This is a genomic window from Aestuariimicrobium sp. p3-SID1156, from assembly GCF_025144225.1.
GTDB lineage: Bacteria > Actinomycetota > Actinomycetes > Propionibacteriales > Propionibacteriaceae > Aestuariimicrobium.
Genome location: NZ_JALXXB010000018.1, coordinates 1 through 8,757, shown reverse-complemented (window position 1 = coordinate 8,757; position 8,757 = coordinate 1). Strand labels below are relative to the sequence as shown.

Annotated in this window: 11 protein-coding genes; 10 read left to right on the top strand and 1 reads right to left on the bottom strand. The window is 68.0% G+C overall.

Going from position 1 to position 8,757, the window contains the following annotated elements; genetic code table 11:
- The first annotated feature begins 71 nt into the window (after positions 1–71).
- The 10 genes from M3G03_RS12985 (at position 72) to M3G03_RS12580 (ending at position 8,254) form a co-directional block, all read left to right on the top strand.
- A complete protein-coding gene (locus M3G03_RS12985) occupies positions 72–599 on the top strand; it encodes a bifunctional DNA primase/polymerase (RefSeq protein WP_396121961.1) in 528 nt (175 codons plus the stop codon).
- The gene (locus tag M3G03_RS12980; protein ID WP_396121960.1) at positions 506–754 is read left to right on the top strand and encodes a hypothetical protein; all 249 of its coding nucleotides are present in this window, start codon (positions 506–508) and stop codon (positions 752–754) included. Before M3G03_RS12985 ends, M3G03_RS12980 begins: the two co-directional genes overlap by 94 nt.
- Complete coding sequence (locus tag M3G03_RS12615) at positions 754–1,428, top strand: DUF2637 domain-containing protein (RefSeq protein ID WP_259810483.1); 675 nt, start codon at positions 754–756, stop codon at positions 1,426–1,428. The genes M3G03_RS12980 and M3G03_RS12615 overlap by 1 nt, the downstream gene beginning before the upstream one ends.
- Positions 1,425–1,829, top strand: coding sequence for a hypothetical protein (locus M3G03_RS12610; protein WP_259810482.1), 405 nt, complete (start codon positions 1,425–1,427; stop codon positions 1,827–1,829). Before M3G03_RS12615 ends, M3G03_RS12610 begins: the two co-directional genes overlap by 4 nt.
- A gap of 93 nt (positions 1,830–1,922) precedes the next feature.
- On the top strand, positions 1,923–2,813 hold the full coding sequence (locus M3G03_RS12605; protein WP_259810481.1) for a hypothetical protein: 891 nt from the start codon (positions 1,923–1,925) through the stop codon (positions 2,811–2,813).
- On the top strand, positions 2,810–3,808 hold the full coding sequence (locus tag M3G03_RS12600; protein WP_259810480.1) for a ParB N-terminal domain-containing protein: 999 nt from the start codon (positions 2,810–2,812) through the stop codon (positions 3,806–3,808). Before M3G03_RS12605 ends, M3G03_RS12600 begins: the two co-directional genes overlap by 4 nt.
- Positions 3,809–3,844: 36 nt before the next feature.
- Positions 3,845–4,501 carry a hypothetical protein gene (locus M3G03_RS12595; protein WP_259810479.1) on the top strand — a complete coding sequence of 219 codons (657 nt, stop codon included), beginning with the start codon at positions 3,845–3,847 and terminating at the stop codon, positions 4,499–4,501.
- A gap of 13 nt (positions 4,502–4,514) precedes the next feature.
- A complete protein-coding gene (locus M3G03_RS12590; protein WP_259810478.1) occupies positions 4,515–6,185 on the top strand; it encodes a M23 family metallopeptidase in 1,671 nt (556 codons plus the stop codon).
- 9 nt (positions 6,186–6,194) lie between these two features.
- On the top strand, positions 6,195–7,835 hold the full coding sequence (locus tag M3G03_RS12585) for a hypothetical protein (protein WP_259810477.1): 1,641 nt from the start codon (positions 6,195–6,197) through the stop codon (positions 7,833–7,835).
- Between the two features lie 152 nt (positions 7,836–7,987).
- Complete coding sequence (locus M3G03_RS12580; RefSeq protein ID WP_259810476.1) at positions 7,988–8,254, top strand: DUF6112 family protein; 267 nt, start codon at positions 7,988–7,990, stop codon at positions 8,252–8,254.
- A gap of 14 nt (positions 8,255–8,268) precedes the next feature.
- On the opposite strand, the gene M3G03_RS12575 is transcribed toward M3G03_RS12580, so the two are convergent.
- On the bottom strand, positions 8,269–8,757 hold a 489-nt coding region (locus tag M3G03_RS12575; protein ID WP_259810474.1), incomplete at its 5' end, for a DUF349 domain-containing protein.

Sequence of the window (8,757 nt, the reverse complement as noted above, 5' to 3'; positions counted from 1 at the left end):
AGCCACAGTTCAGGTGTCAACCAAACTCACGGCAGACCCGCATCCCGACGGGAGCGGCATCGGGCGTTGTCGTGGTCGATGTCGATGTCCACGGCCCCCACGATGGCCGCGCGGGGTATCAGCGCGCCACCGACGCGGGGCTCGTCGATGGGGCGGGTCTGCTGGTGCGCACACCGACCGGTGGCGCGCATGTGTACTTCCCGGCGACACCGGTCAGCGAGCAGCGGTCGTGGCAGGCAGCCACCGCGGGTGTCGATTTCCGTGGCGACGGCGGCTACATCATCGCTCCACCCTCCCGGCGAATCCTCGACGGCAGCGTCCGCCGCTACGAGGTCGCCGCATCGCCGCGCACTCGGTCGGCACGGTGGACGCGGCCCGGCTGCGGGACTTCCTCGACCCGCGCCCCGTCCCTCCACCACGCGCGAGCGGCGGCTCGATGGAGGTGGATGCTGAGCGGTTGGCGGCGTGGGTCGCCGGGCGGGGTGAGGGCGAGCGGAACCGGGGCCTGTTCTGGGCGGCCTGCCGCCTCGCTGAGAACGGCGTCTCGCCCGCCGACGCGCTCGATGCGCTGGGTGCTGCGGCACAGTCGGCGGGTCTAGGCGATCGCGAGATCACCGCGACCGTGCGCTCGGCCTACCGAGCCACCCGGCCCGCATCCGAGACCGCGTCAGACGGCCGGAGCCAGGGCGCGGGTCGGTGGTTCGGTCGTTCGGCGAGCCCACCGTCCGCAGCGCTGGGGAGGGCGGGGCTGTGATGCGTGAATCGGACGGGCGGCGCTGGGCCGCCATGACGGCGGTTGCCGGGACGGTGTTCATCGGTGCCGGGGCGTTCTGGCTGTCGTTCACGTCGTTGGCCGACCTGGCCGCTCGCTCCGGGATCGGGTCGGGGCAGGCGTGGGCGTGGCCGCTGATCGTGGACGGCATCATCGTCGTCGCCACGGTCGCCGTCGTCGCTCTCGCCGGGCAAGGCTCGGCCTGGTATCCGTGGGCGCTGCTGGGCGGCGGCGCGCTCGTCTCGGTGACGGCGAACGCCATTCACGCCGTCGTCGCCGCAGATGCCGACGTGCCACGGATGCTCGCGGCCTCGGTCGCCGCGGTGCCGCCCGTCGTGCTGCTGGCAATCACGCACCTGACCGTGATCCTCGCCCGCACCACAGACGTTGAATCTGCCGCCGCCGCCTCACTCTCGACGAACGCCGTCGAGCCCATGCCAGAGCTGTCATCGGGCGAAGAGGAACCGACCCGTCTCGACGACGGTGTGGCAGATCGGCGGGCGCTGGGGTGGGAGCTGCGCGAGGCGGGCTGGTCGAATAAGCGGATCGCCCGCGAACTCGGGGTGCATCCCTCGACCGTGGGCCGCTGGTTCGCCGTCGCGCACCTCACTGACACCACCGACACCGCCGACGAGCGGGAGGAGACGACCCCATGAACACCACCGACAACCCCCAGCACAACGATCCCGCGAGGCCCGATCCCGCACAGCTGGTGCCCGAGGAGCCGAGGGATCGCCCCGAGCCCGTCGAAGCCGCGAGCACTCCGGAGGCGGTGCGGGCCGCGCAGGTCGCGCGCGACGACAAGCAGCATGCGCTCGTTCGCGGTCGCGGCGTGGAGTGGGTGCGTCCCACCGACCTGATCGCCCGGCACTCGGCGCACGCGGCCGGTCGCGGTCTCGACTTCCAAGCCGAGCTGGGACGCCGCACCCGCACCCCAATCGGGGCCGGCGTTCGTCGTCTCGGAGATCGCGCCCGTCGGCTGCCTCCGATTTCGGCGTTCGGGCGCAGTACCGCACCGGTGTCGCAGGTGTCCCGCTCTGGGGTCTCGATGAGTTGAGGGTGGTGAGAGGTCATGGTTGCGACGGCATCGGCATGCGGGACGCGCTCGTGGGAGCGAGTGCGCACCTGCCTGTCAGGAGGTGCCGACACCATGACCACACCAACCCGCACCAGCACCGAACACGCGACGGCCTTCGGGGCTGAGGACTTCACCACCGGCGAGGGTCTGCGCGCCCTGCTCCATCGTCTTGCCGAGGGCGGTGAGGATGCCTGGGTTCACGACCCGGTGGCCCGTGACCTGATGGAGTTCGCCGCCGACAAGTACCGTGCTCTCGCGAGGAAGCACAAGCTCGACACCTGGGAAGCGGTCACGGCGGCGTTCGACGCGATGCAGTGCCGCTCGACCCGCGAGGCCAACGATCCGTGGGCGATCATCACCCACGCCGTGCGGATCACCTGCGTCTACGAGGAACGTGCCCAGGGGCTGCTGTGCTCGGTGCACCAGGCCCGCCGTGCGCACGTCTCGGCGTTCCACGACCCTGAACGGTTCTCCGAACGCGACACCGCGCTGGCCGACTACCATCCCGCGTTCCACACCACCGACCTGCGTCCCAGCGACCTCGAACCGGAGCGGCGCGAGAGCCTCGGGTCGGCGCAGGCGTGCATGTCCGCCGGGTCGGCGGCCGAGGACGCCATCGCGATGCTGTGCCTGCTCGACTGGCCGACCGACACGGCACGGGCTGCGGTCGAGCACGTCTGCGGGGCGTTGATGAAGGCCGGCACCCGCCAGTCCGCCTACGAGACGCTGCGCCGCGATCGGCATGCGCGGGCACTGCTCGATCTCCCGCGCCGCTCCTGGGCCGCACTACTGAAAGCGCTGCTCGGGAACCCGCACCCGGCCTACGTGGCCACCAGCAGTGGCCGCGGCATCCTGCTCCGGCTGCTGCTGGGCGAGACCCTCGACCTGCTGCTCCGCGACGACGATCTGATCCTCGCGCTCGGACTGGCCGCGCCGAGCGGTGGAGGCGGTGAGTCGTCGTGACCGAACCACAGATCGGCAGCATCCAGCTCGACCGCACCGTCGATTCGATCCTCGTCGGCACCCGGCACCGCGCCGACCTCGGCGACATCGACGCCCTCGCGGCATCTATCGACCGCGACGGCCTGCTGCAACCTCTCACGATCACCATCGACGGCGTGCTCGTGTGCGGGGCGAGACGGCTGGCCGCGATCAAGAAGCTCGGCTGGCGCACCGTGAACGTGTGGGTTCGCAGTGGCCTGTCCGACCGGCTCGGGCAGCTCCTCGCCGAGCAGGACGACAACATGCTCCACAAGCCCTACACCCAGCTCGAAGCCGCCGGCCTCTACCGCGAGATCAAGCAGGTCATGGCCGAGGACGCTGCCCGCCGGAAGTCCGCGACCCAGTTCAGCAGCGAGAACCAGCCGGGAAACGACGGTCCCGCAAAATTTGCGGGACCGTCGAGCGCGCTCGGGGATGCGCGGGAGCAGGCGGCGGCGATGATTCCCGGCGGGGCGTCGCACACGACGTTGGAGAAGATCGGCTACCTCGAAGACATCGCCAACAACCTCACCCAGCCCGAGGCGTTGCGCGCCGAGGCTGCCGCTGGGCTGGAGCGGATCGAGGCCGGTGACCCGGTGCATCCGATCTATCAAGCGATCCGCGACGCCGGCACCACAGAGCGCGAGCGGCGCGAGGCAGAGCTGCACGCCCGCGCCGAAGCAGCTGTGGCCCGCGCGAAGTCGATCAAGAAGGGCAAGCGCACCCCACCCCGTCCGCTGCCACTCGTCACCGGAGATGGGCAACCTGTCCGCTACCCACTCCGGGCGTTCGTCCAGACCTGGGGTGAGCTGGCCGACTGGTGGACCCACTACGACGCCGACGCTCTCGCAGGTGAGCTTACCGACGAGCAGTTCGAGAGCTTCCTCGCGACCGCCGCCGGCACCGTCCGGTTCGCCGACGCCCTCCGAGCCGCCCGCGAAGGCGCCGCGGAGCAGCCACGACTCCGCGCGCTCTGACCACAGACCCCGGTGGCGGGTGCGCACCTGTTCGGCATGAGCCCTGCACCCACCGATCCCCAGAACCGCCGCCGACTCGTCGCCCTCATCGCCGCCGGCATCGTCCTGCTGCTCCTCGCCAGTGTCGGCGTCTACGGACTGCTCGCCGGCCCACGCACCAGCACCGATCCCGACTCGGAGCCCGGCCCGGTCGCGACGGCACCGCCGTCGGTGGCTCCGAGCACGCCTCGGCCGCCGCGGGTTCCAGCGGTTCCGCGTTCTGCCGATCCTGAGACTTTCGCGCAAGGTGTCGCGTCCACTCTGTTCGCGTGGGACACGGCGTCGGGGCTGTGGCCGCTGGACTACACCTCGGCGATCCTCACGGTCGGTGACCCCACCGGGGACGAGCAAGCCGGGCTGGCCTCCGACGTGGCCGCGTACCTGCCGACCCGCGACGCCTGGATCGAGCTGCGGCAGTACGCCACCCGGCAGCACCTCACCATCGACACCGCGTACGTCCCCAATGCGTGGGCCGACGCGGTAGGAACGACGGCCGTCACGATCGAGGGCACCCGCCACCGAGCCGGGGTCTGGAACGGCCAACCGGTCACCAGCGAGCATCCGGTCGCGTTCACCGTGTTCGTCGTCTGCGCCCCGACCTACCCGACCTGCCACCTGCTGCGGCTCTCGCAGCTCGACAACCCGCTGCGCTGAAGAGGGTGTCGTAGTGTTCCGCAAAGCCGCCATCGCAGCCCTGGCGCTGCTGTTCTTCGCCCCCGCCGCAGCACTCCTCGGGGTCGGGGTGCTGATGAACCCCGCTGCCGCCTACTGCGCCACCCCTGCCGGGAGCGTGAACCTCGGCCCGATCCCGGACTCGCTCACCGTCACCACCGCGAACGGTGAGACCTTCACGCTGAATCGCCGACAGCTCACGCACGCGGCCACGATCATCACGGTCGGCAACGGCATCACCGACGTGAGCCGGCCGGGAATCAAGATCGCGCTGATGGCCGCGCTCACCGAGTCCACGCTGCGGATGCTCACCAACACCGGCACCTATCCCGAGTCGGCGAACTACCCGAACGACGGCAACGGCGGCGACCACGACTCCCTCGGCCTGTTCCAGATGCGCCCCCAATCGGGATGGGGCACGGTTGCCGAGTTGATGGACCCGACCTATCAGGTGCGGGCGTTCTTCGGCGGGCCAACCGGGCCGAACTATCCCTCGCCGCGTGGCCTGCTCGACATCCCCGGCTGGCAACAGATGGACCGCGGCGAAGCCGCCCAAGCCGTCGAAGTCTCCGCGTTCCCCGACCGCTACCGCAACTACGCGCCCGTCGCCGACAGCATCCTCGCCGCCCTCGCCAGCGGCGGCAGCGCTCCGGTTGGCGTTGGTGGCCCGGCCGTCTCGTCGTCCCGAGTGGTCTTCCCGCTACCCGAAGGCACCTGGGTACTGACCTCGCCGTTCGGGATGCGGGTGCACCCGATCACCGGCGAACGGAAGATGCACACCGGCACCGACTTCGCAGCACCCGACGGCACACCGATCCTCGCCGCCGCAGACGGCACCGTCACCATCGCGGAGTTCTCCGGCGGGTACGGCGGCCTCATCGTCATCGAGCACACCATCGACGGCAAGACCGTCGCGACCGCCTACGCGCACATGTGGCAGAGCGGCATCCACGTCCGTCCCGGAGACCGCGTAAGCGCCGGGCAGCACATCGGCGATGTCGGCTCCTCTGGCATGAGCACCGGCGCACATCTGCACTTCGAGGTCCGGCCCGGCGGCACGAACGGCGAGGCCATCGACGCCGCCGCCTGGCTCAACGAGCACGGGGCCGCGAACCTGCCGACGGCGACCAGCGGATCACCCGCCTCCTGCAACAACGCCACGGCGGGCACGCCGACCGGTGTCGATGGAGACCCGGACCGGCTCGTCGACGATCCCACCAGCTCGGGCAAGATCACCGCCCGCATGCTGCACCTCTATCAGCAGACCCTCGCCGCGTTCCCCGACACCGGCTGGGGCTGCTACTCACCGCGCCCCGGCACCAAGTCCGAGCATCCACTCGGGCGCGCGTGCGACATCACCTTCGGCAACCGGATCGGCCAGCGACCCACCCCGGCCCAGCTCAACGCCGGCTGGAGGGTCACCAACTGGATGAAGGACAACGCCGACGTGCTCGGCGTCGAGTACCTGATCTGGCAAGGCCAAATCTGGTCCATCGCCCGCGACGCCGACGGCTGGCGACCCTACAACGGCGGAGGCATGCACGACCCCGCCTCCATCACCGGAGGCCACTACGACCACCTCCACGTCACGGTCAAGGTTACGAAGGCATTGCGATTGAACCGAGGTGTCTGTGATCCTCAGGAACCGGGACTGCCTTGCACCTAGGGTGATGTCATGAGGGAGACGGTCGCGCTCTGGGCGCCAGACATCGAGCCACCCGACGATTGGCTTGTGCCCGCGATCCTCTACCAGGACAAGATCGCGACGTTTGCGCCCGAACCCTACTTGGACGATCGCGACGGTCGGGCTTCGCGTCGTATCAAGAACCTTCTGGGCGATCTCTACGAGCCGGTGAGCCTGCCGGCCACGTTCGCGAACGGTGACTACATCGAGCACGAGCTTCGAGCCCAAGTCTCAAGTTGGATCACTACCGCGCGGCGAATGGATCCGAAAAGGGACAGCTACATCGGTCGATGGGCTGATCGGGCCGAAGGCTTTGATCGACGCCGACGGGATGTGCTCGGACAACTCACTGAGGTGGGGAACATGATTCGGGAGGCGCAAAGCCATGAGGCTCGCGTCGCAGAAGCTCTGAAGCAACTCCAGGCCGAGATGCGCCTGGAGGAAGACCGCTTGGAGTCGATGAAGGCGGTGGCGCGTCCAAGCATCAAGGCAGCGAAGCTAGCTCGACAGGAAGAAATCGACCCGCTCGTCAAACAAGTGCGCATGGTATGGCAGCAACGCAGGGACCTGAACCGCGCATCCCAGGACTACCGTGACGTTTGCCGAACTCTCGACGAGCTTCGTGCTCAGATCGACGCAACAAGGCGGAGCGACGATCATCCGGGCGCGTCCGAGATTCGGAACCTCGAGGAACAGATACGGGGCATTGTTTCCGAGGTGAACGATGCGGCGACTGAGCTGAATACTCTACGTGGCACAACTGAGCGATTGCGTAGGCGACGTGAACGGCAGCAACGTTGGATTGACTGCCCGTGGGAGAGCGACCAAGAGTTCAGCGCCGGAAACCTCTGGAACCTGCCTCCCGAGCTCGACACGATTGCGGTCGGCAAGATTTACGGCCGGGTGTTCCATTTCCTTGCGTCATCCGCGGGGATGTGGGTGGCCGGGCGACGTGATAGGCCCTATGCCGGAACCCTTGTCGGTCCTAAGTTTGTGGTCGATGACATCATGTTGACTGTCGCGACGCACGTTGCAGCAGATCGCGATGATTGCGCCCTAATGCTGAGCGAGCAGAGGAGGCGGGCGCTCAGCGCGCCAACCGATGCCCTTGCCGCAGCAGCGGCGGTGACTTGGCTGTTGCCCGTCCCTCAAACATCTGATCTTTCGGCGGTCCGCTTCTTCCGGGATCAGCACGGCGACGAGCTTGAGTCGCTGCGGAGGCACATCCAAACGCCTCTGTCGTCGGCCATAACATTTGAAGACCTGCAGGACGCGATCCGAGACATCCAAATCTCGTGCCAGAGTGCCGCGAGGGAAATCTCGCGTGCACTGGAGCTCGATCGCCGCGTCGGCCTAGCGTACATCCGGGGGTCAGTCGTGAGTGAAGTTGGCGCGAGTGTTCGGGATACCGCGGTGGCGGCAGGTCTCGGCGCCATTCCCGCACTACATGCGGCAATGGATGTCGGAGACCCGCTCGGTGGGGCACCAGCTGGTCTCATGGTGACCGGGGCGACTCTGACAGCTATGACAGCCATCAACTCCGTCCGTGCGTGGTCAGCACGACGGCGCGTGCCTTCGCCATTCCTGTATACATACGAGGCATTGCGCGCATCTGAACGGTGGCGCGCATAGGGGCCACCGAGCCCAGTCGGGCACCGAGAGCGCAGCTACGCGGACGTGCTGTAGCCCGCCAGACTCGACAAGCGCACCTTTGCGACATGTACTACTCCAGTCGCGCCAGCATGTTCGCCACCTCCTGCCACGGGCGGGCTCGGTGACCTGCGATGAACGTGTTCCCCGACTTCGACGGACTCAGCGGCATCGGAGACCTCCGCACCGTGGCCGGTGCGCTCCTGACATTCGTCCTGATCGTCGCCGTCCTCATGCTCATCGTCTCCGCGATCACATGGGCCATCGCCGCGGCACACGGCAACTACGCGACTGCCAGCAAGGGCCGAGTCGGTGTCCTGGTTGCGGTCGGTGCTGCTGTCCTTGCCGGAGGCGGTGTGGCCTGGATGAACTGGCTGCTCAGCCTCGGCCAGACGCTGTAGGAAGTCCGGACCAGTCAGAACTGATTCAGCCGTGACCGCGCATCCATCAGCTTCTGGATCACCTCGGACTTCCGCTGTCCAAGCGACGCGACTTTCTCTCGGGCTGCGGACTGGCGCGCGAGTTGATTGTTGGCGATGGTCATCCAGTTGGGGTTCCTCGTAGACGGCGAACGAGCGGAGAGCGCTCGTGAGTAGCTCTCGTTGGCGCGGTAGATCGCTGCCTCGACGTTGCGCAGTTGTTCCTCCAGGCGCCACACGCGGTCTTGTGCTCGTTGGCGCGCCTCAGCTCGCCGTTGTTCGCCGGCCCGCTTCGCCGCCTCGAACACACGATCTTTCGCCGACTTGTACTGCTGCCAGAGCTGGTCATTGTCCGTCTTCGCGCATGGCCCTGTGGCACGCCACTGCGCATCCAGGGCTCGGGCCTGATCCTTCGCTGCCCGAAAGTCGCTGGAGTGTGATAGCGACTCCATCTGCGAGACAAGTCGCTGCTTGGCAGCCTTGTT